This window comes from Myxococcus xanthus, from assembly GCF_013116825.1.
In the GTDB taxonomy this organism is placed as follows: domain Bacteria; phylum Myxococcota; class Myxococcia; order Myxococcales; family Myxococcaceae; genus Myxococcus; species Myxococcus xanthus_B.
Genome location: NZ_JABFNS010000045.1, coordinates 16,879 through 36,480 on the forward strand (window position 1 = coordinate 16,879; position 19,602 = coordinate 36,480).

Annotated in this window: 16 protein-coding genes; 8 read left to right on the forward strand and 8 right to left on the reverse strand. The window is 70.0% G+C overall.

Features of this window, described 5'->3' with window-relative positions:
• Positions 1-171: 171 nt before the first annotated feature.
• A complete protein-coding gene (locus HNV26_RS15370; RefSeq protein WP_171441986.1) occupies positions 172-972 on the reverse strand; it encodes a 4'-phosphopantetheinyl transferase family protein in 801 nt (266 codons plus the stop codon).
• A 158-nt stretch (positions 973-1,130) separates the two neighbouring features.
• Here HNV26_RS15370 and HNV26_RS15375 point away from each other — a divergent pair, with 158 nt between their 5' ends.
• On the forward strand, positions 1,131-1,898 hold the full coding sequence (locus tag HNV26_RS15375) for an ATP-grasp domain-containing protein (protein WP_253816615.1): 768 nt from the start codon (positions 1,131-1,133) through the stop codon (positions 1,896-1,898).
• Positions 1,899-1,932: 34 nt separating this feature from the next.
• Here the strand turns inward: HNV26_RS15375 and HNV26_RS15380 are convergent, their stop codons facing one another.
• A complete protein-coding gene (locus HNV26_RS15380) occupies positions 1,933-2,469 on the reverse strand; it encodes a tetratricopeptide repeat protein (RefSeq protein ID WP_171441988.1) in 537 nt (178 codons plus the stop codon).
• A gap of 32 nt (positions 2,470-2,501) precedes the next feature.
• On the opposite strand from HNV26_RS15380, the gene HNV26_RS15385 reads away from it, so the two are divergent.
• Positions 2,502-3,095: a hypothetical protein gene (locus HNV26_RS15385; RefSeq protein WP_140863593.1), complete on the forward strand. Its 594-nt coding sequence runs from the start codon at positions 2,502-2,504 to the stop codon at positions 3,093-3,095.
• A 61-nt stretch (positions 3,096-3,156) separates the two neighbouring features.
• Here the strand turns inward: HNV26_RS15385 and HNV26_RS15390 are convergent, their stop codons facing one another.
• Both HNV26_RS15390 and HNV26_RS15395 read right to left on the reverse strand, forming a co-directional pair.
• The gene (locus HNV26_RS15390; RefSeq protein WP_090490626.1) at positions 3,157-4,509 is read right to left on the reverse strand and encodes a sigma-54-dependent transcriptional regulator; all 1,353 of its coding nucleotides are present in this window, start codon (positions 4,507-4,509) and stop codon (positions 3,157-3,159) included.
• A gap of 3 nt (positions 4,510-4,512) precedes the next feature.
• Positions 4,513-5,802, reverse strand: a complete 1,290-nt coding sequence (locus HNV26_RS15395) for a sensor histidine kinase (protein ID WP_216612330.1) — start codon at positions 5,800-5,802, stop codon at positions 4,513-4,515.
• 497 nt (positions 5,803-6,299) lie between these two features.
• Between HNV26_RS15395 and HNV26_RS15400 the strand changes: the two genes are divergently transcribed.
• From HNV26_RS15400 to HNV26_RS15415, 4 genes are read left to right on the forward strand one after another with little or no spacing between them, the layout of a single operon-like run.
• Complete coding sequence (locus HNV26_RS15400) at positions 6,300-7,595, forward strand: TolC family protein (RefSeq protein ID WP_171442022.1); 1,296 nt, start codon at positions 6,300-6,302, stop codon at positions 7,593-7,595.
• Entirely contained in the window at positions 7,592-8,338 is a 747-nt protein-coding gene (locus HNV26_RS15405) for an ABC transporter ATP-binding protein (protein ID WP_366816879.1), read from the forward strand. The genes HNV26_RS15400 and HNV26_RS15405 overlap by 4 nt, the downstream gene beginning before the upstream one ends.
• 45 nt (positions 8,339-8,383) lie before the next feature.
• Positions 8,384-9,817 (forward strand): efflux RND transporter periplasmic adaptor subunit, encoded by a 1,434-nt coding sequence (locus tag HNV26_RS15410; RefSeq protein WP_171441989.1) that lies wholly within the window; start codon positions 8,384-8,386, stop codon positions 9,815-9,817.
• Between the two features lie 27 nt (positions 9,818-9,844).
• Positions 9,845-11,050: an ABC transporter permease gene (locus HNV26_RS15415; RefSeq protein ID WP_171441990.1), complete on the forward strand. Its 1,206-nt coding sequence runs from the start codon at positions 9,845-9,847 to the stop codon at positions 11,048-11,050.
• A gap of 23 nt (positions 11,051-11,073) precedes the next feature.
• Here the strand turns inward: HNV26_RS15415 and HNV26_RS15420 are convergent, their stop codons facing one another.
• Positions 11,074-11,868 (reverse strand): SDR family oxidoreductase, encoded by a 795-nt coding sequence (locus HNV26_RS15420; protein WP_171441991.1) that lies wholly within the window; start codon positions 11,866-11,868, stop codon positions 11,074-11,076.
• A gap of 183 nt (positions 11,869-12,051) precedes the next feature.
• Between HNV26_RS15420 and HNV26_RS15425 the strand changes: the two genes are divergently transcribed.
• Together HNV26_RS15425 and HNV26_RS15430 are read left to right on the forward strand one after the other, a co-directional pair.
• Positions 12,052-13,236, forward strand: a complete 1,185-nt coding sequence (locus HNV26_RS15425; RefSeq protein WP_171442024.1) for a metallophosphoesterase — start codon at positions 12,052-12,054, stop codon at positions 13,234-13,236.
• A gap of 147 nt (positions 13,237-13,383) precedes the next feature.
• Positions 13,384-14,169, forward strand: a complete 786-nt coding sequence (locus tag HNV26_RS15430) for a tetratricopeptide repeat protein (protein ID WP_171441992.1) — start codon at positions 13,384-13,386, stop codon at positions 14,167-14,169.
• Between the two features lie 106 nt (positions 14,170-14,275).
• Here the strand turns inward: HNV26_RS15430 and HNV26_RS15435 are convergent, their stop codons facing one another.
• From HNV26_RS15435 to HNV26_RS15445, 3 genes are all read right to left on the reverse strand, one after another.
• Positions 14,276-14,494 carry a DUF3185 family protein gene (locus HNV26_RS15435; protein ID WP_171441993.1) on the reverse strand — a complete coding sequence of 73 codons (219 nt, stop codon included), beginning with the start codon at positions 14,492-14,494 and terminating at the stop codon, positions 14,276-14,278.
• A 52-nt stretch (positions 14,495-14,546) separates the two neighbouring features.
• On the reverse strand, positions 14,547-18,101 hold the full coding sequence (gene rnr / locus HNV26_RS15440) for a ribonuclease R (protein ID WP_171441994.1): 3,555 nt from the start codon (positions 18,099-18,101) through the stop codon (positions 14,547-14,549).
• A gap of 107 nt (positions 18,102-18,208) precedes the next feature.
• Positions 18,209-19,588: a protease inhibitor I42 family protein gene (locus HNV26_RS15445; protein WP_171441995.1), complete on the reverse strand. Its 1,380-nt coding sequence runs from the start codon at positions 19,586-19,588 to the stop codon at positions 18,209-18,211.
• Positions 19,589-19,602: the final 14 nt, after the last annotated feature.

A 19,602-nucleotide genomic window follows, 5' to 3' on the forward strand; every position in this document is an offset into this window, starting at 1 on the left:
GCATCCAGGGCCGGAGGTGGCTGGAAACGGCTGCCTCCGGCCCTTCGTCTGTCAGGCCAGCCCGCGCGACCGCCAGCGACTCCACGGTGTCCACGCCCCGGCGCGGGAGCTTGAAGCACGGGAGATGCGCTGGCGCCAGCGCATGTCAGGAGCGGCGACGGAGCTGGTGGCCTAGCTTCGAGACCCGTCTCGACCAAACACCTGGCGGATGCGCTCCAGGTCCGCCGGCGCGACGTGGAGCAGCGAGTGCTTCGGAGACACCACCGCGAGCACGTACCCGCCGAGCACCCAGGCACGGGCGCGGTACTGGGCGAAGTTGCGGAAGAGGCAGCCGTAGCCTCCCGCGGCATGTCCTTCGAAGGCGTCGACCTCCAGGACCTCGAACGGAGCGGTGAGCCCACAGCGCAGGGCCTTGGAGAGCGCTTCCTTCATGGTCCAGATGACGTTCGCCGCCAGCTCGCCGCCGCCGGGCGCGTGACGGACCATGGCCAACTCGCGCTGCGGCATCACGGACTCGAAGACGTCCGTCCGTTCGGGAGAGAGCTGCTCGACGTCGACGCCAACGATGTGCTCCGGCCCACACGCAACCGCTGCCGCCACCGAGCGCGCGTGGCTGAGCGAGACCACGGGCGAATCCCCTCCCGCGCCCTTGACCACCGGGTGTTCGAAGACGCCGGGCGCGATTTCGACCGCGTGCATCGGTACCTGGACGCCGAGCCCGCTGAGGGCGCGTTTGGCTGCGTAGCGCCCCAAGAAGAACCCGAGCCGCCGCGAGTCCGCGCGAAAGCTGTCCAGCCGTGCCCGCTCGTTCGGATGGAGCAGTGCCAGCTGCGCATCGTTGATGGCCGCGGCGGACTCCTGATGGACACAGGCGAGCACCGCCGGCACCGGCACACCGTGGCGCACCATGCCGAGCGACACCGTCGCGGAGGACTCCAGTCCGAGCGGGTCGTGATGGTCAGAGCCGGTCATGGTGCTGGATTCTGTGTCAACCCGCCCGGGACCTCAATCATAGCCGAGCCCCTGGCCCAGGATGAAATCACGGCCGTGTCGTCAGATACCCGGCTCACGCGGAAAGCCGTCAGTTGGCGCACACCGCGAACGTCCCGACGCCTTTCTCCGAGGCCACCATGCATTGGGTCGTCCAGCACAACCTGTTCAACGAGCCTGGCTTCCACACGCTGATGGGCGTGCTGCGGCGCGGCGAGATTCCGCACACCGTCGTGAAGGTCATCCCGTTCGATGGCGGTGTCGAGCCGACTGTGGACGTCGACGGGCCCGTCATCGTGATGGGCTCCCTCAGCCTGACGCGTTACGCGAAGCGGAGAGGCTGGACGCCGGGCGCGTTCCTCAACGACAACTTCGACTTCCGGATCTGGCGCGAGAAACTCGGCCTCCACCTGCTCAACGCCGATGCCCAGGTCCACCGTTTCGGGGACGTTCCACCGAGGGAGGGGCCCTTCTTCATCCGCCCCTGCCTGGACGACAAGTCCTTCTCCGGCATGGTGACCACGTGGGACGACTTCAGCACATGGCGGGCGAGCGCTCTCGCATTGGGCGAAAGCGCCACGGTCGATTCCGACACCTGGGTGGCCGTCAGCCCCCTGAAACACATCCAGCGCGAGTACCGCATGGTCGTCGTCGACGGACGCGTCGTCACGGGCAGCCGGTACAAGCTCGGGGACCGCGTTGCCTCGTCTCCCGAGGTCGAGCCCGACGTCCATGCCTTCGCTCAGGCCATGGCCGACACCTGGACGCCAGACCGGGCCTACGTCCTGGACGTCTTCATGCACGACGGCGGCCTGTACGTTGGGGAGCTCAACAATCTCAACGCGGCGGGCTTCTACGCCTACGACGTCGCGAAGATGGTGGACGCCATCGAAGCGATGCCCTGGTAGCGCGGCCCGCGCGTCACGCCGCGCGTGGCGCGGCTCAGGACAGGCGCTGGTGCTCCGCGAGCACGTCGTCCAGGGCCTGGGCCTGCAGCTTCACGTCGGGATCCGAGTCCATCAGGGCCTTCGCTGTGTGAATGCGAGCACGCGCGGTGTCCGACTTCGCCAGGGCCATGGCCATGAAGAGGTGCGCCCGCGTGTCCTCGGGGTGGGCCTCCAACACAGGCGTGAGAACCTGTACCGCCCGTACGTCCTCTTCGCGCTCCAGCAGCGCCATGGCCAGGTCGTGCGCCGGGCCCGGCTCCGACGGCGCCCGGGCATGGGCGTGCTCCAGCAGCTCCACGGAGCGTGCGCGCTCACCCGCCTGATCCAACACGCGAGACAATCCGTGCATCACCGCCACGTCGCCGGGGGACTTGCGCAGCGCCTCTTCCAGCAGACGGCGGGCTTCGGCCACATCCCCTGCGTCCAACCGGGCCATTCCGTCGCGATAAAGGTCCGTTCCCACTGAGTTCTCCTGGCACCACGCGGTGCGTCGGTCATTTCCACGCAACTTCAAGTCTACAAACTGCGACAAACTGAGAGGAAGCTTTCCCCCCGGACTTCATCATGCTCGTTCGCAACGCCCCCGTCTCGGCCCGCCGCCCGGCGACCTCCTCCTCGGAGTCGCCCGCCGCGGAGAAGCCCAACGCCGCCGCGGCCCCTGCGGCCATCCACCAGAAGGACTCGTTCAGCAACACGACGACGGCGCTCCAGCGCACGGCGAAGGTGGGTGCAGCGCCCGCGGGCGACCACGGCAAGCTGATGATGGAGTACCTGACCGGCGCCCGCCCTCCTCCGGCGGACTTCGAGAAGGTCATCGGCTACAAGCCCTACGCCATCCAGACGCCGCACGGTCAGCGGATGCAGGACCCGCTGGGCTACGCCTCCGTCCCGCTGAAGATTGGCCCGGACAAGGAGTTCGACCCCGCGGCCAAGACGCACGACTACGGCTACGACCTGCTGCGCTACTTCGACAAGAAGGGCACGCCGCTCGGCCCCGATGCGCGCAAGGCCGCCGACGCCCTCTTCCGCAAGGACATGTTCGACTACGCGAACGACCAGAAGGGCGCGTTGAACCGCTTCAAGTACCGCTCCTGGGCGCAGATCTACGCCACCGCGGTGGAGCTGAACTCGAAGCGGCAGGGCAACGGCCCTCCGTGAACCCCGAGTAGGTTGCCGGGGCGCGCGGCGCGGAGTCACTTCTCCGCGCCGCTCGATGCGTTCAGGGCGACTCGTAGCGCCGCAGCTTGTCGTACAGCGTCCGCAAGCCAATCCCCAGCCGCTGCGCGGCACGCTTGCGGTTCCCCGCCTCGTCCGCGATGGCCTGCTCGATGGCCCGTCGCTCCAGCTCCTCCAGCGTCAGGCTGGGAAGCCGGCCCCCCTCCGAGACGGGCGCATCCACCACGGGACCCGCCGCGCCCGTTGGATCCAGCCACAGGTGCCGAGGCTCCACCACCGGCCCATCCGCGAGGATGGCGGCCCGCTCGAGCGCATTGCGCAGCTCGCGGACGTTGCCCGGCCAGGTGAACGCCTCCAGCCGCGCCACGGCCTCCGGTGACAGGCGCAAGCCCGGGCGCCCCAACTCGTCGCCGATGCGGCGCAGCAGCAGCTCCGACAGCGGCCGCAGATCCTCGCGCCGCTCGCGCAAGGACGGCAGCCGGATGGGGAAAACGGCCAGCCGGTGGTAGAGGTCCTCGCGGAACTCACCGCGCGCCATCATCGCCTTGAGGTCGCGGTTGGTGGCCGCCACCCAGCGCACGTCGGCTTCCAGGGTCCGCGTACCGCCCACGCGTTCGAAGCGGCGCTCCTGGAGGACGCGCAGCAGCTTGGCCTGGAGCTCGGCCTTCAGCTCGCCGACTTCGTCCAGGAAGAAGGTGCCTCCCTGCGCCAGCTCAATGCGGCCGCGCCGCTGGGCCACCGCGCCGGTGAAGGCGCCCTTCTCGTGGCCGAAGAGCTCGCTCTCCAGGAGCGTCTCCGTCAGCGCCGCGCAGTTGACGGCCACGAAGGGCCCGTCCGCGCGCTCACTCCATTGATGCAGGGCCCGCGCCGTCACCTCCTTGCCGGTCCCGCTCTCCCCTACCAGCAACACGGTGGCCTGCGTGGGCGACACCTTCCGGAGCGCTTCCACCACCGGATGCATGGCGGGAGCCCCCCAGCTCAGCTCCACCTCTCCCGCTGACTGCCGCGCCTCGGTCTTCCAGTTGAGCAGCGCGCGCCGCTCCAGGGCCCGCGCCACCGTCAGGCGCAGCTCGGCGGGGCTGCCCACCGGCTTGAGCAGGAAGTCGAAGGCGCCCGCCTTCATCGCCGCCACGGCGCTCTCCACCGTGCCCACGGCGGTGAGCACCACCACCTCCACGTCGGGCTGCTCCTCGCGCACCTTGCGCAGCAAGGTCAGCCCGTCCATCCCGGGCATCCGCAGGTCCGTGAGCAACAGGTCCACGCCCTGCCGAGCCATCAGCCGCGCGGCCTCTTCGCCGTCGGCGGCCATGGTCACCGAGTGACCTTCGTACTCCAGCGCCTCGGCAAGGAACGAGCGCACGCCCTCTTCGTCATCCGCCACCAGGATTCGCGCCATCGCTCAGGCTCCTCTCGCGGGAACGGTGAGACGGAACTCCGCGCCGCCGCCCGCATGGCTCCGCGCGCTCACCGTGCCGCCATGCAATTCGACGATGCGCCGGGTGATGGCCAGCCCCAGGCCCACGCCGCGCACGCGGCCCGTGATGAAGGGCTCGAAGATGCGCTCCTCCTCCCCCGCCGCGATGCCGGGCCCGTGGTCCTTGACGGTGAACACCAGGGACGAGTCCTGCCGCTCCACGGTCGCCACCACGCGCTGGCCTTCGGGGCTGGCCTGGACAGCGTTGCGCAGCACGTTCTCCAACGCCTGCTGCAACCGGCCCGCGTCCAGAGGCCAGGGCGTGCGGTCCGGCAGATAGCGAGCCTCCACACGCGCCGCGCCCGTGCTCTCCACCGCCGCGCGGAGCACGTCGTTGGGGTCCGCCTCCACGCGGCGAAGCTCACCGCTGGCCACGAAGCCCAGCAGGTCGTTCATCAACTGCTCCAGCCGGACGGCCTCCGACACCACCCGGTCCGCCTTGGGCGCCAGGACGGCGTCACGCTCCACGCGCTCGGCGAGCAGTTGCGCATGCCCCTTGAGCGAGGCCAGGGGGTTGCGAAGCTCATGCGCCAGCACCGCGGACATGGAGCCCAGGGCCGCCAGCCGCCGGCCGCGCTCCAGTTCCTCCGACAGCGCCTCCCGCTGCGCCAACGAGCGCGAGAAGGCGAAGGCCAACGCCAGGATGCCCACGCACGAGGCCACCGCCACGCCCAGCAGACGCTGCGAGCGCGACTCCAACGCCAGGGCGGTGAGCGGCTCGAACTCGTAGACCACGCGCAGGTGCTTGCGCGGCTCCTGGGACTCGCCCTGCGCCGACATGGCGCGAACCTCCTCCCGTGTCAGGGGACCGAACGTGGGACGGGGTCGGCGGAGGCGGCTGACCAGGCGCGCGCGCGCCCCTTCGACCATCAGCGGCGAGCCCTCATGCAAGGGAAGCCGCCCCAACTGCTCCTCCCCGGCTGACGCCAGCACCTGGTCGTCATCCACGACGGCCACGTAGCGCAGGCCGCCCTCCCGGTGGGATGCCAGGAAGCCGTTCAGCGCGGACGGGTCCGGGAGCCCCTCCGCGTCGCGGAAGGCCTCGAAGCCGGCGACCATGATGACGTTGGCCATGCCCCGGGTGACCAGGGCGGACGACGCCAGCGCGGTGTTCCGGATGAACAGCGCCGCGGACATCAGCACCGCGCACATGAGCACCGCCGCCACCCAGGGCGCTCGAGGCCCAAGCGGCCGCCACCAGGGAGCGCCGCTCATCGCCGACCTCCGCCGTGGGGACTCCAGCTCCATCGCATACCTCCACAGGCTGCGAACTCTGCATGCGGAGTGCGGAATCCGCACCCTCTTCTGTCGGTGCCGCGCGCCGCCGGAGCCGCCGGAGCCGTCGGTCGTCCGAGCATGAGCGGGTGCATGGGGCGTTCTCCTGGGGTTGGAGGGCGGCCGATGGCCGCATGCAGGGCGAAGGAGCAGGCGCGAAACCTCGGCGCGCCCATAGGTCGCCCTGCCCAGTGCAATCATGGGGCCCAGGCCCGCTGTCCAGGCTCAAGCGCGCGGGCCCCAGCGAGGCACCGAGGCGTGCATGCGGAGATGGCCGGCATCGCGTGCGGAATCCGCACTCGCACTGCGGTTCCCGCAGGCCCGGCGCCACATTCCCTCCGCATTTCCATGGGTTGGACCGTGGCAAGGCAAATGCAGTGGCCCGGCTTGCGATGAAAAACGCACAGGCACCGTGGTGGAAGCGGCAACCCTACCGGATGACGGCCCTGGCCCTGGGCTTCCTCGGGCTGGTGACGGCGCCCGGCGTGGGTCTGGCCCAGGCAATGACGACGATGACGACGGTCTCCCTGGAGGAAGCCATCGCCCGGGCGCTGAAGACGAGCCCCCAGGTGGCGCAAGCCGCCGGCACCGTCACCACGACAGGGGCCGCCGAGCGCAGCGCGTTTGGAGCCTACCTGCCCAACCTGTCCGCGAGCGCGAACAGCTCGCTGGCCAGCAGCCAGCGCCTGGATCCCACCACGGGCGCGGTGTTCAACGCCCCCAGCGACACGTACAGCGCCGGCTTGTCGGCCTCGTGGAACGTCTTCACCGGTGGCCAGCGCGGCGCCACCAGCAAGCAGGCCCAGGCGCGCTCCAGCGCCGCGCGGGCCGGACTGATCGCGCAGCGCGCGTCCGCGGTGCTCGACGTGGAGCGTTCCTATTACGAAGTCCTCCGCGCCGGGGGCCTGGAAGAAGTCGCCATGTCCCGCATCGAGCGCGCGAAGCAGAACGCGGAGGCCGCGGATCGGCGCCTGGCGGTGGGTTCGGCGACGCGCTCCGACGTGCTGCGGGCGAAGTACGACCTCACCGCCGCGCAGGAGGCCCTGCTCTCCGCGCAGACCCAGCACGCCGCCGCGGCCCTGTCGCTGGGCCGGCTCATCGGCGAGGATGGGCCGGTGGGCGCTCAGCCGTTGGAGCTCCAGGACGTGTCCACCTTCGCGCTCACCGACGAGGCGCTGACGGACGAAATCACCGCCCAGGCGCCGTCCATCCAAGCCGCGGAGGCGGACCTTCGGGCGGCCGAAGCCAGCGTGAAGGTGGCCAGGTCGTCCTACCTGCCCACGGTGCGTCTGTCCGGCGGCTATGACTGGTTCAATGACGAGCCCGCCTTCAACGGGGGCCGCACGAGCTGGTCGGTCCGGATGGGCCTGTCCTACCCCATCTTCGACGGATTCGTTCGCGAGGAGCGCGTGGTGAGTGCGCGGACGCAGGCGTCGGTGGCCCAGGCCACGCTGTCGGATACGCGGCGCGCGCTGCGCTCGAGCGTGGGCACGTCCCTGAACCAGCTCAAGCTGGCGTCGAACCGCATCGCCCTGGCCACGGAGTCCGTCGCGGTGGCCCAGGAGGACCTGAAGGTGCAGCAGGAGCGCTACAAGCTGGGCGCCACGACCATCATCGAGTTGCTGACGTCCCAGGAGAACCTGGTGACGGCGGAGATCAACCTGGTGGCCTCCCGCTTCGACTACCGGATTGCGCGCGCGGAGCTGGAAGCGCTCGCGGGGAGGCCACTGTGAGCACGTCCACCCATCCCCAGCAGCAGGCGGGCACGGGCCCGGCGCGGGACATCTCCGACGTGGTCATCCGCGTGGAGGGCCTGCGCAAGGACTACACGATGGGCTCCGAGGTGGTGCGCGCGCTGCGCGGCGTGGACCTCACCATCCGCCGCAATGAATACGTGGCCGTCATGGGCCCGTCCGGCTCCGGCAAGTCCACCTTCATGAACCTCATCGGCTGCCTGGACGTTCCCAGTGAAGGCCAGTACTGGCTCAACGGCCAGCCGGTGGCGGGCATGTCGGAGAACGCGCTGGCGCGCATCCGCAACCGGGAGCTGGGCTTCGTGTTCCAGAGCTTCAACCTGCTGCCCCGCGCCTCCGCGCTGGACAACGTCGCCCTGCCGCTCATCTACGCGCGCATCCCCAAGAAGGAGCGGCGCGAGCGCGCGGCGGCCATGCTGGACAAGGTGGGCCTGGGCGCGCGCAAGGACCACCGGCCCAACGAGCTGTCCGGCGGTCAGCGCCAGCGCGTGGCCATTGCCCGCGCGCTGGTGACGCAGCCCGCCCTGCTGCTGGCGGACGAGCCCACGGGCGCGTTGGACAGCCGCACGGGCGAGGAGATCATGGCCCTCTTCGGCGAGCTGCATGGCCAGGGGCAGACGCTGATGCTCGTCACCCACGAATCGGACATCGCGGCGCATGCGCAGCGGGTGCTGTTCCTGAAGGACGGCGTCATCGAGCGGGACGAGCGGAATCGGGACTGAATATTCGCCACGCTCGCTGCGTGGGCCAGGGAACGGGAGGTCGTCGTGAGCAACACGAAGAAGTGGATCATCTCAGGCAGCGCGGCGCTCCTCCTCGGCGCGGGGGTGTACGTCACCCAGCGCGGCGAGGAGCCCAAGACGAACGAGCGCTCGGCGGCGGTGGCCGTGGTGGAGCGCCGGGACATGGAAGTGGTGGCCGAATCCGCGGGCCTGGTGGAGCCGCTGCGCGTCGTGGAGGTGAAGTCCCAGGCCTCCGGTGAAGTGCTGAAGGTCCACTACGACACGGGCGACACCGTCGCCGAGGGCACGCTGCTGGCGGAAATCGAGCCGCGCGACGTGCAGAACGCGCTGGCGCAGGCCCAGGCCGACCTGGAGTCCGCGCGGGTGCGGCTGAACACGACGGAGGCCCAGCGCCAGCGAATGGAGGCGCTGCGCAAGGACGGCTACGTCACGCAGCAGGAATACGAAACGGCCGTGGACGCGTCCGCGACGGCACGGGCCACCAAAGTGCGGGCGGAGACGAACCTCCAGTTGGCGCGTGAGCGCAGCCGGGACGTCACCATCATCGCTCGCAGCCCCGGCACCATCCTGGAGCGGACCATCCAGCCGGGCGTCATCATCGCCTCCGCCACCAACAACGTGTCCGGTGGCACCGCGCTGTTCAAGATGGCGGACCTGTCGGTGATGCAGGTGCGCGCCAAGGTGGACGAGACGGACGTCGGGCAGATCAAGCCCGGCCAGAAGGCGCGCGTCACCATGGAGGCCTACCCGGGCCGCACCTTCATCGGCGAGGTGGTGAAGATCGAACCGCAGGCGCTGGTGGAGCAGAACGTCACCCTCTTCCCGGTGCTGGTGCGGATGGACAACCCGGACGGCCTGCTGCGGCCGGGCATGAACGCGGAAGTGGCCATTGAAATCTCCCGCCGCCGCAATGCCCTCACCGTGCCCAACACCGCGGTGGTGGGCGTACGGGACGCCCGGAGCGCGGCCGCCGCGGTGGGTGTTTCCGAAGAAGCGCTGCGCGCGGTGATGCGGCCGCCGGGTGCATCGAGCCGCCCGGGCGCGCCGTCCGGACCGACGACGGTGTCGGCCGTGGGAGAAGCCGGCGTGGCCGCCACCGCCGCGGTGGCCCATGGCGCCGGGCCGGGCGCGGTGCCCGCCAGGAGCCAGGGCGGCATGGGTGAAGGCCAGGGCCGCGCGGGCCGCCGTGCTCGCGAGGATGTCCAGGGCGCGACGGACACGCGGCAGGGCGTCGTCTTCGTGCAGAGCCCCACCGGTCCGCAGCCCCGGCGCGTCACCCTGGGCCTGAGTGATTGGGAGAGCACGGAAGTGGTGAGTGGCCTGGAGGATGGCGAGCAGGTGGTGCTCATCACGGTGGCGAAGCTCCAGAAGCAACAGCAGCAGAGCGCGGAGCGGATGCGCCAGATGTCGGGCGGCATGATTCCCGGCGCGGGTGGTGGCCCGCGCGGGCCGCGCTAACCCCCAGGCCCATCAGGAGGACACGTCATGGGTGAAATCATCCGGGTCGCATTCGATGCGGTCCTCGCCAACAAGCTGCGGTCGCTGCTGACCATGCTGGGCATCGTCATCGGCATCGCGGCCGTCATCACCATGGTCGCGCTGGGCGAAGGGGCGCAGCGCTCGGTGGCCCAGCGGCTCAAGGGGCTGGGCACCAACGTCCTCACGGTGCGCCCGGGTCAGGCGTTCACGGGCGGCATGATTCGCGCCCAGGCGTCGATGACCATCGACGACGCCGAGGCGCTGCGGGAGAACGCGCGCCACATCCAGGCCGTGGCGCCGGAAATCGAGTCGCGCTTCCAGGTGGAGTACGGCGCGAAGAACGCGAACCTGTCCGTCGTGGGCACCTGGCCGGACTACTTCCGCGTCAACCAGGGGCAGATCACGAACGGCCGGCTCTTCACGGACGCGGAGGACAAGGGCCGCCGCCGGGTGGTGGTGCTGGGCGCGCTGGCCGGTGCGCAGCTCGGCCTGACGGACACCGCGTCCCTGGTGGGCGAGTCCATCCGCATCCGGGGCATTCCGTTCGAGGTCATCGGGGTGCTGGCCGAAAAGGGCGCGCAGGGCTTCAACAACCCGGATGAGAGCCTCTACATCCCGCTGTCCACCGCGCAGTTCCGCGTCATGGGCAGCGACCGCATCCGCTCCATCGCGGTGCAGGCCGTGAGCGACACGTCCATGGACGACGCGATGGCGGAGATCGACCAGAAGCTCCGGCGCGAGCACCGGCTGCGCCCGGAGCAGCCCGCGGACTTCAACATCCGCGACCAGGCCTCGCTGCTCAACACCATGCAGGAGACGACGCAGACGTTCTCCCTGCTGCTGGCCGGCATCGCCGCCATCTCCCTGCTGGTGGGAGGCATTGGCATCATGAACATCATGCTGGTGTCGGTGACGGAGCGCACGCGCGAGATTGGTCTGCGCAAGGCGCTGGGCGCCACCGGCACGGACATCATGCTCCAGTTCCTCGTGGAGTCCCTGGTGCTGTGTCTGGCCGGAGGAACGCTGGGCCTGCTGCTGGGCATGGGCGGCGCGGCGATGCTCCAGCGCATGGCGGGCTGGACGGTGGTGGTGGCACCCGAGGCCATCATCGTGGCCATCGCCTTCTCGGCGACCGTGGGCGTGTTCTTCGGCATCTGGCCGGCCCGGCGCGCGGCGAGCCTCGCGCCCATCGAGTCGCTCCGTTACGAGTGACGGTGATGACGGCCCCTGGAAGCTCAGGGGCCGTCGCCGCGTGTGCCCGCCGGCCCTCCGAGGCAGTGGCAGCCCGCCTCGAAGGCGCCCACGTCGCGGTAGTACCGCTCGACCTGTGCCTGAGTCGCATCCTGCGTGTAGACCTCGGCTCGCGGGTGTTCGATGGCCTCGAGGATGACCTTCGCCGCGTCCTCGACGCGCTGGGCCCCCGGCAGCGTGCGTGAGTCCGGCCCGCCTCCGAGCGCGTTGTCCCCGAAGGCCGTGGCGACCACGCCCGGCATCACCACGGTGACGGTGATTCCGGGATGCGTCTCACGCAGGTCCTGCCGGAGACAGGCGCTGAGCGCATTGAGCGCGTGCTTCGCCGCGCTGTATGCGGACCGGTGCGGAACGATGGGCAACCGTCCCAGCGTGCTGGAGACGTTCACGATCTGCCCGGCGTTCCGCGCCTGGAAGTGTGGCAGCACGACCTGCATGCCATTGAGCGCGCTGTTCACGTTGTCGCGCCACATGGCCTCCAGGTCCGCTTCCGTGAGCTCCGCCACGGAGCGGGTGATGCCACGCCCAGCGTTGTTCACCCACACGTCGATGCGGCCGAAGCGCGTGAGCGCGGCGTCGCGAAGCCGCTCCATGTCCGCACGGCGGGTCGCATCAGTGACCACCGCGAGCGCCGCGCTTCCACACTGCGCCGCGACGGCCTCCAACTCCGCTTTCCGCCGCGCGGCCAGCACCAGCCGGGCTCCCTGCCCGCCCGCCTGGCGCGCCAGCTCCGCGCCAATTCCGCCGCTCGCTCCGGTGATGACGATGACCTTGTCCATGTCCGCGCTCCTCGTGCCGTCGGCCTCTATCAAGCGCATGGCGCTCCCGCGAGCTCCGGTGTCACGGCACATGCCAATGGCGAGCCGCCGCATGGCGCCAGGCACAGGCCGAGCCGTGTTACCCTGACGCGTCGATCGCCACCCCAACCCGCCTTCACTTCGTTGCGATTCTTCTCCTTCTCGATGCTCATCGGGCTCGGCGCGGTGCTGGGCCACCTCTACCTGTACCGCCGGCTGATACGGCAGCTCGTGCACGGCCGCTTGCCCCGACTGCTGGCCATCGTCGTGCTCGTGCTGATGACGGGCGTGTTGGGGAACCGGCGCACCGTGGTGGACCTGCTCCCGGAAGGCACCGAGCGCCCGCTCACCATGGTCATGTACACCTGGATGGGCGTGGCGCTTTGCCTCGTCATCGCCCGGGTCCTCGTGGATGTCGGCCGAGGGCTCGCGGCGCTGTTCCGGCGTCTGCGTCCCGCCCCCCAGCCCGTGGCACCGCTCCAGGAGCCCGCGGCCCCGCCTCCGTCCCGCGTTGACGAGGACCGGCGTCGATTCCTGGGCCAGGCCGTGGCGGGCACCGCCTTCGTCACGGGAGGCGGACTGGCCACGTTTGGAAGCTGGCGCGCCTTCTCGCCGCCGCTCATCACTGAAGTGGCGGTGAAGATTCCCAAGCTGCCCAAGGCCCTGGACGGGCTGAGCATCGTGCAGCTCACCGACATCCACGTGGGCCACTTCATCCAGCGCCGCTACATGGACGCGCTCGTCCAGCAGGCCAACGCGCTGCGCCCCGACCTGTTCGCCATCACGGGAGACCTCGTGGATGGCGACGTGGCCTCGCTGGGCGGCCACGTGTCCGCGCTCGCCGCGCTGAAGTCCCGCTACGGCAGCTACTTCGTCACCGGGAACCACGACTACTACTCAGGTGACGAGGAGTGGTCGGCCTTCCTGGAGTCACTGGGCATCTCGGTGCTGCGCAACCGGCACGTCCCCATCGGTGACAAGGGCGCCTCCTTCGACCTGGTGGGCGTGGATGACTGGAGTGGAGGCCGGCGGCGCAACAAGAAGGGTTACGACCTGGACCTGGCGCTCGCGGGGCGGGATTCCGACCGCGCCGCGGTGCTGCTGGCGCACCAACCCGCGAACTTCAAGGTGGCGGCGGAGCGCGGCGTGGACCTGCAGGTTTCGGGGCACACCCACGGTGGACAGCTCGTGCCCATGACGATGTTGATTGGTCTGGCGTGGGAGCACTCCGCCGGGCTGTACGCGCACGGTGACGCCAACATCTACGTCAGCCGTGGCTGCGGCTTCTGGGGACCCCCCATGCGCGTCGGCAGCCCGCCAGAGCTGGTCAAGCTCGTGCTGACAGCATGACGCACTGGGACATCCGGTGCGCGGCCTGCCTGCTCACCAGGGAGCAGGCCATCGGGCAAAGGGCCGCGGCGGCTCGACTTCGGGTATGCTCCCCGGCAAATCAGGACCCGTGACGGTGGGTCCTCAAAAATCTTGAGAGGCACAGATATGAAGCGCCTTGGAAAAGTCGGTCTGCTGGTCGGAGCGCTCACGCTGGGTGGTGCAGTCGTCGGGTGTAAGGCCGAGGAAGACACCGCGAAGAAGCACCGCATCGTCGGCAGCGACCACCTGAGCAAGAAGGAGTTCAAGGAAGCCGCCGCGGCCTACGCGTTGTCGCTCCAGGCGGACCCCAAGCAGGAGAAGGTCTGGGAGAAGAAGGCCTTCGCCCACATGCAGATGGGGCAGATGAACGAGGCCGCCGAGGCCGTCCTGAAGATGGGCGAGCTCAAGACGACGCCCGCGGAGAAGGCGGAGATCTACCGGACGCTGGCCAGCATGTACATGACCGGCGGCACCACCGAGGACGCCGAGAAGTACTTCAACGAGGCCCTCAAGCTGGAGCCGAAGGACGAGGCGTCGCTCGGGTGGATCGCGGAGATCTACGCGCAGCGCGGCGGCGCCCGCTCCATGGGCGCGCCCATCATCAAGGAGTCCCTGGAGAAGTCGCTCAGCTATTACGACCAGGTCATCGCCATCAACCCCAACTCCGCCAACACCTACCTCAACAAGCGCGTGGTGATGGGCCGGCTGATGGAGTTCGAGCGGCAGCAGAAGGAGATGGCGCTGTCCGAGGCGGCCGAGAACGCGAAGAACAAGGAAGTCGTCGCCGAAGCGACGGCTCGCGCCGACGAGCACCAGAAGCGCATGGACGAGTACCAGGTGCAGTTCGCGGAGATGACGAAGAAGTTCGGTGAGGCGCAGAAGGCCGCGAAGGCGGCGGCGCCCGCGCAGTAACCCACTGCAGCCTGCCAGACCGTACACAAGGGCCTGGAACCGAGAGCCGGTTCCGGGCCCTTCGTGTTTCAACCGATGGCGGCCATCTGGCTCTCTGGCCCGCGACTCAGCGGCGCCGTCTGCCGCCGCCTGCGAGCACCATCAGGATTCCGCCCACCAATGCCGCTCCGCCGCCCGCCAGATACAACGTGGTGCGGTCGGTGTTCCTGCCGGTGAGCAACTCCGTGGCCCGCTCCGCGAGCGAGTCCCGGGCCTTCAGCCCGGACCACAGCAACACGGCGCCCGCGATGGCGAGCATGACACCCAGCAGCCGAACGAAGCTCACGTTTCCTCCTGAAGTCACGGGCCTCCCTTGAAGTAGGAGGCCCGCGTCGGTCTCAGCGCTTCTTTCGCCCCGAAGGCGCCTTCTTCTTCGCGGTTCCCGAAGCCTTCGCTGGCTTCGCGGCGCGCGCCACGGCGGGCTTCGCGGCCTTCTTCGACGGCGCCTTCGCCTGGGACTTCGACGCGGCCACCTTGGAGGCCTTCGCGGCGGCCCGAGCAGGCGCAGCCTTCTTCGCCTTGGCGGTGGGCTTCTTCGCCTTGGCGGCGGGCTTCTTGGCCTTCGTCGCGGCGGCCTGCCTTGCGCTGCCGGCCGCGACGGTCTTCTTCCGCGCCGGGGTGCGCGTTGCCTTCGCCACGGCCTTCTTCCGCGCCGCCTTCCGCTTGGGCGCAGCCGCCTCTGGCTCGGGCGCGGGAGTCACGGGCGGCTCGACGCTCACAGGCTCGGCTCGCACGGGCTCCGGGGCCACGGGGATCGGGACTTCCGTCACGGCCCGGCTGGGAACAGGCGGGGGCGCTTCGACGGGCGCCTCGGGCTGCGGGCGCGGGGGCTCCATCGAGAATGCCCTGTCGTCATTGGACTCGCGCCCGGGCTTGGGCGCGGGGAACCGGGGCCCTGGGCCGCCCTGCGGCTTCGGCTTCTGTAACGAGCGGCCGTGGGAAGCGCCGCGGGGTTCAGGCCCACGCTGACGCTGGGACGCCAGCGCGCGAATCCGGTCGAACCCCGGGTGTGGAGACCGAGCGGCGTCTTCGCCCGCCGGCAACTCCCACGGAGCGGGCGCGGAGGGCGCTTCGGGAGGAAGCGGCTCGGCCGTTTCAGCGGACACGGGCGCCGGTGCCTGCGGCTCCGGGCGGATGAACGTCCTGCGCTTGGGCCACGCGGGCGACTCGGAACGACGAGGCTCCTGTCCTTCTGGCGCCCTGGGCGGGAACCGAGGCTCCTTCCGGTGCGGCGCGGCCTCTTCACGACGGCCCTCGCGGGAGAAGCGTCCACGCGGGCGGCCCGGCCCCGTCTCCTCGTCATGCCCGGAGGGTGCGCCCTGGCTCGCGGCGGCGGATTCCCGTTCGCGGCGGCCCGGGCGCCCTGCCCGCTCCCGCCGGCCATCCCGCTCGCGGTGCGACGGTGCCTCGGCCGTCCATGCCTGGCGCCGCTGCGGCTGCTCGCCCCGCGTCGAGACACGACTCAACGGCGCCTCGCCGTCGAACTGGAGCGCCTCGAAGTCGATCTTCTTCGCCGTCACGTTCACGGACGTCAGCCGCACCCGCAGCTTCTGCCCCACGCGCACCCGGCGGCCATTCGCGTACACCAGGGAGTGCGTCAGTTTGTCCAGCTTCGCCCCGGGCCCCAGCGTCTCGGCCTTTACCAGGCCTTCGACGTGCACCTCGTCCAGTTCGACGAAGAAGCCGAAGTCGGTGATGGCCGCCACGGTAGCGGCGAACTCCTCGCCCACGCGGTCCTTCATCAGCAGGCACGCGTAGAAGGAGACCACCTCCCGCTCGACCTGCATCGCCGCGCGCTCGCGCTCGGAGCACTGAGCGGCCATGTCCTCGAGCTGGTCCTCCTCGCGCTCCAGCATCGACTGCGAAGGCTTGCGCCCCTTCCGGGCCCAGTGCGCCTTGAGCAGCCGGTGCACCAACAGGTCCGGGTATCGGCGGATGGGCGACGTGAAGTGCAGGTAGTGCTCGGCGGCGAGGCCGTAGTGGCCCACGCGAGACGACGTGTACACCGCCTGCATCATGGAGCGCAGCAGGAGCTGGTTCAGCGCCCGCTGCTCCGGGTGACCTTGGAGCTGGCTGACGAAGGCATCCAGCTCCTTGGACGACACGCCATCCTCGATGCGCATCATGAAGCCATAGGCCTCCGCCAGCGCGGCGAACGTGGCCAGCTTCTCCGGGTCCGGCTCGCCGTGGAACCGGTACACCGTGGGCAGTCCCTCATCCTGGAAGAAGGTCGCCACCGCCTCGTTCGCGGCGAGCATGCACTCCTCGATGAGGCGGTGGCTGTCCTTGCGCTCGCGCTTGTCCATGCGCGCGGGCAGACCTTCCTCGTCCAGCACCACCTTGTGCTCGGGCAGGTCGAAGTCGATGGCGCCGCGCTCCTTGCGCATCTTCATCAGCGCGCGGGCCAGCGACATCAGCCGCTCGAAGTGAGGCTTGTGCGCGTTGCGGTGCGGCACGTCCTTGCCGTCGAGGACGTCCTGCACCTCGTTGTACGTGCACCGCGCCACGCTGCGCATCACCGCCGGATACAAGTCGTAGGAGCGACGGTGGCCCCGGCGGTCGAACGTCATGTCCGCCACCATGCACAGCCGGTCCTCGTCCGGGCGTAGAGAGCAGATGCCGTTGCTCAGCCGCTCCGGCAGCATGGGCAGCACCCGGTCCGGCAGGTACACGGACGTGGCGCGGCGCAGCGCCTCCGCGTTGAGCGCACTGCCTTCCCACACGTACTGCGTCACGTCCGCGATGGCCACCACCAACCGCCACCCATCCGGCCGGTCCTCCACGCAGACAGCGTCGTCGAAGTCGCGCGCGTCCTCACCATCGATGGTGATGAGGGGAATGGCGCGCAGATCGCGCCGGTGCTCGCCACGGGCCTCTTCCTCAGTCACGGTCACCGCGTAGCGGTCCGCCTCGGCCATGACCTCCGGCGGGAACTCGTCGGAGAACCCCTGCGAGTAGGCGACGCCCAATACCTCGGCGCTCGGGGTGCCGGGCTTGCCCAGGGAGCCGGCGACCTCGCCGTGCAGCCCCCGGTCCGGGTCCAGCATCTGGGCACCAATGCCCAGCTGGACCTTCACCAGGTCCCCTTCGCGCGCCATCTGCGTCAGCGGCACGCGGATGGGGCCGGGCAGGCTCGAATCCGTGGGGTACACCACGGCGTAGCGGCCCTTCACGACGTAGGTGCCCACCGCCAGCTCGCGACGCCGCTGCACCACCTGGACGATCCGGCCCTCCAGGCGCGGAGGCCGCCCCGAGACGGCCACCACCACCCGGTCATTGTCGAGCGCGCGCTGGGCCTCGTGCGGCGGCAGGAAGACGTTGTCCCCTTCCCCCGACAGCGGATGCACGAAACCGAAGCCATCCCGGTGGACGTGGAGGATGCCTTCCAGCAGGCCATCCCCTTCGACCTCGTTGAAACGGCCTCGGCGGCCGGGCCACTCCGCCCGCTCCTGCCGGAAGCCCCCTCCGTGCTTCGAAGCGCCCCGGCGATCACGCCCTGGGCCCCGCTCCTGCCAGCCCGCGCTCTTGCCGCGAGCCCCCGGCTCATGCCGGCGGGCCGCGAAGCCGCCAGGGCCCGCCGCGCGCTGCCCGGCATGTCGAGGTCCGCTGCTCGGCCCGGCCTCGCGGGGCCCGGCAGCGTCGCGCTGACGCCACGCCATGGGAGCGCCCTGCTCCCTTGCACGCACGTCGGCCTCGCGCCGCGATGGCTGCCGGGGCACGAAGCGCTTGCCGTCCTTGAGGATGTCGCCCTGACGGACGAGCTCGCGCAGGGCGCGCTTGAGCTCCGTCTGTTGTCCGGGGTGCAGGCCCGCGAGCCGGAGAAGCTCCTTGATGCCCAGCGGGTGGTCTGCTTCAGCGAGGATCTGCTTGAGAAGGTCTTGAGAAAGGCTCACGGTGGGGTCGCGGCTCGGCCGCTACGGGAACGGGTAAGCCCGAAGCGGCCGGACGGGAACCCCCCGGCGACCGGCCGCCCCCCGGAACCTGTTCCGGGCGACGACCCTCAGGGCTTGACCGTGACGTTGATTTTGAAGGAGCGGTCCACCAGGCCGGGCGACAGCGCCTTGGCCAGGAAGAACTCCACCTCGAAGGCGCCTGGGTTGCGCGGGGTGAAGAAGAACTCGCGGGTACCGGGGCCGTCCTCGGGCGCGGGCTCGAAGTTGGCTTCACGCAGGCCCACGCGCTTGGCCACCGTGGGCTCGATGGCCCAGGTGAAACCGGGGTGCTCGGGCAGGCGCACCGTGAGGCCGTGGTTGAGGCGCACGTCCACGGACGTGGGGACCTCTCCCTCGATGTGCACCAACTCCATCTCGTCGCGAGACACGGCGCGCGCTTCGGACGGACGAAGCTCCACGTTCTCCGCCAGGATGCGGCCGCCCCAGCCGGACGTCTTGTCGACGACGCCCTGCACCTGGAGCGTGTACCCGACGTGCTTGCGCAGGGCCTTGCCAGCGGCCTTGCCCTCGATGATGAACGACACCTGCTGGCGCGTGCCGCCATTGGACACGACGAGCACGAACTCCTCGCCCGTCATCTCCAGGTTGCCACGCACGCCCGCGAAGCCCTTGATGCCCGCGCCCATGCCGGCCGCCGTCACCATGGAGACCTCACCGGGCGACAGGTAGCGCAGCCGCGCCTCCGTCTCCACCGGGGTGGCCTCCACCACCTCGGCGTCCGGCTTCTTGGCCGAGTACTTGCGAACGTCCACCACGCCACCGTGGTTCGTCGTCTTGCGGATGAGTCCGCTGACGGAGACCTTGTGGTCCACGTAGGCCGGGAGGACCTCCTGATCTGGGCCCTGGAGGAGGAAGGTCAGCTCGCGCTTGTCGCGCCCGACGACCACCAGGTGCGGCATGTCGTTGGTGACCACCAGGCGGCCCTTGAGGCTGCCCTCACCCGTGACGCCGCGGCCTTCGCCGGCCGTCAGCAGCTGCTCCATCTCACGCTTGGTGAGCGGCTCACCCGGAGGCGGCAACTTGGTGGCGCGAGGACGGGGCTTCTCCACCGGAGGGGCGGCGGGGACCGCGCTCACCTTCGCCGCCTTGGTGCCCGCTGCGGACTTCGCCGCGGGAGGCGCCTTCGCCGGAGGTGCCTTCGGGGTCTTCGCTGCCGAGGGGGCGGCCTTCGCGACCGAGGCCGTCTTCCCAGCGGGAGCGGCCTTCTTCGCGGTGGCCTTCTCCTTCACGGCCTTCTTCACCGCGCCCTTGGCCCCCTTCGTTACGTCCGATGCCGCTTTCGCCAATTTCGTCGCCGCCTTCGCCACCCGCTTGGAGGCGTTCTTGATCAGATCCAGCCGGGCAGCGGAGTCCTTCTTCGCAGCGGGCTTTGCGCCAGCCTTGCCAGCGGGAGTCGTCTTCTTGGCCCCGGACTTGGGCTTGGCCATCGACGCAGTCTCCT

What these genes read in the sequence shown, in the direction of transcription:
- HNV26_RS15370 (WP_171441986.1), bottom strand. Translation starts at nt 972, where the DNA reads ATGACCGGCTCTGACCATCACGACCCGCTCGGACTGGAGTCCTCCGCG.
- HNV26_RS15375 (WP_253816615.1), top strand. Translation starts at nt 1,131, where the DNA reads ATGCATTGGGTCGTCCAGCACAACCTGTTCAACGAGCCTGGCTTCCAC.
- HNV26_RS15385 (WP_140863593.1), top strand. Translation starts at nt 2,502, where the DNA reads ATGCTCGTTCGCAACGCCCCCGTCTCGGCCCGCCGCCCGGCGACCTCC.
- HNV26_RS15390 (WP_090490626.1), bottom strand. Translation starts at nt 4,509, where the DNA reads ATGGCGCGAATCCTGGTGGCGGATGACGAAGAGGGCGTGCGCTCGTTC.
- HNV26_RS15395 (WP_216612330.1), bottom strand. Translation starts at nt 5,802, where the DNA reads ATGAGCGGCGCTCCCTGGTGGCGGCCGCTTGGGCCTCGAGCGCCCTGG.
- HNV26_RS15400 (WP_171442022.1), top strand. Translation starts at nt 6,300, where the DNA reads ATGACGGCCCTGGCCCTGGGCTTCCTCGGGCTGGTGACGGCGCCCGGC.
- HNV26_RS15415 (WP_171441990.1), top strand. Translation starts at nt 9,845, where the DNA reads ATGGGTGAAATCATCCGGGTCGCATTCGATGCGGTCCTCGCCAACAAG.
- HNV26_RS15420 (WP_171441991.1), bottom strand. Translation starts at nt 11,868, where the DNA reads ATGGACAAGGTCATCGTCATCACCGGAGCGAGCGGCGGAATTGGCGCG.
- HNV26_RS15425 (WP_171442024.1), top strand. Translation starts at nt 12,052, where the DNA reads ATGCTCATCGGGCTCGGCGCGGTGCTGGGCCACCTCTACCTGTACCGC.
- HNV26_RS15430 (WP_171441992.1), top strand. Translation starts at nt 13,384, where the DNA reads ATGAAGCGCCTTGGAAAAGTCGGTCTGCTGGTCGGAGCGCTCACGCTG.
- HNV26_RS15445 (WP_171441995.1), bottom strand. Translation starts at nt 19,588, where the DNA reads ATGGCCAAGCCCAAGTCCGGGGCCAAGAAGACGACTCCCGCTGGCAAG.